This is a genomic window from Thiolapillus sp., assembly GCF_048562965.1.
Classification (GTDB): Bacteria; Pseudomonadota; Gammaproteobacteria; order Chromatiales; family Chromatiaceae; genus Thiolapillus; species Thiolapillus brandeum_A.
Genome location: NZ_JBHNMF010001025.1, coordinates 1 through 987, shown reverse-complemented (window position 1 = coordinate 987; position 987 = coordinate 1). Strand labels below are relative to the sequence as shown.

Here is a 987-nt window from a genome sequence, read left to right as displayed (position 1 = left end):
CCGCGTTTGGATGCCTACTTTGCTTCCCCTCTGGCGCTATGCGCACGACGGGTAAGCAGTGCGGCCTCGCGGCTACTGGGGTCTACCAGCCTTCGCTTCGCTCTCCATGGCTGGCAGCGAGTGTACGTCTGGTTTGCCAGTGCCGACGGGCTGGTGAAGATTGGTCAGCCCATGCCCGGGTATGGCGCGGGAAAGGGTGCCGGACTTCAGACCCTGCGCTATGACTCGCACGAATGGCGCGTCGCTGCGGTTCAAAACAAGACGGCAGAGCATTTCCTCTACGTGGCACAGCGGGATGATCTGCGGACCTATCTCGTCCACGAGATCGGGGGAAAACTGCTGCAGAAAGAGTTGCTGTCCATACCGGTTATCGTGCTGGTGCTGTGGCTGGGCATCAGGCGCGGGCTGCGGCCGCTTTCACGATTGAATGCCCAGATCGCCCGGCGCAAACCGGGAAATCTGCAACCGGTTTCAGTAGAAAACATCCCCGGGGAAATAGCACCGCTGGTGGAATCCATCAACAGACTGCTCAAACGGCTGCAGTCCAGCCTGGAAAGTGAGCGCAGCTTTACCGCCAACGCGGCTCATGAATTGCGCAACCCCCTGGCGGTGGTACGCAACGTGGCTCACATCCTGACCCGTACAGACAGTATGGAAGAAGTGCATGTGTCGGGGAGGATCCTGGACAAGAGTGCGGAGCGCATGGGTGAACTGCTTTCCCAGTTGCTGCATCTGGCCCGTCTGGACGCGCTGACCCAGGCTGATTTGCAAGAACCCGTGGTGTTGCGGACGTTGCTTGAGGATGTCGTGGCAGAACTCGTTCCGGAGGCGGATGCCCAGGGAATACAGTTGGCTTACAGCTGCAGCGTAAGCGCCAAACAATCAGCCCTCTTGCATCTTTTTGAGAGGCGTTTTCCAGGGTAGCAGGGCTTCAATGTCCTCAACCGTCCTGGCATTGCCGATGTGCTGCAGCACATGGTGGAGGTA

2 protein-coding genes are annotated in these 987 nt (G+C 59.1%); one reads left to right on the top strand and one right to left on the bottom strand.

Going from position 1 to position 987, the window contains the following annotated elements; genetic code table 11:
- A partial coding sequence (locus ACOCD2_RS21970) for a histidine kinase dimerization/phospho-acceptor domain-containing protein (RefSeq protein ID WP_293675318.1) occupies positions 1–924 on the top strand: 924 nt, incomplete at its 5' end.
- On the opposite strand, the gene ACOCD2_RS21965 is transcribed toward ACOCD2_RS21970, so the two are convergent.
- Positions 883–975 carry a hypothetical protein gene (locus tag ACOCD2_RS21965; protein WP_368857478.1) on the bottom strand — a complete coding sequence of 31 codons (93 nt, stop codon included), beginning with the start codon at positions 973–975 and terminating at the stop codon, positions 883–885. The two genes, ACOCD2_RS21970 and ACOCD2_RS21965, sit on opposite strands and share 42 nt — an antisense overlap.
- Positions 976–987 lie beyond the last annotated feature (12 nt).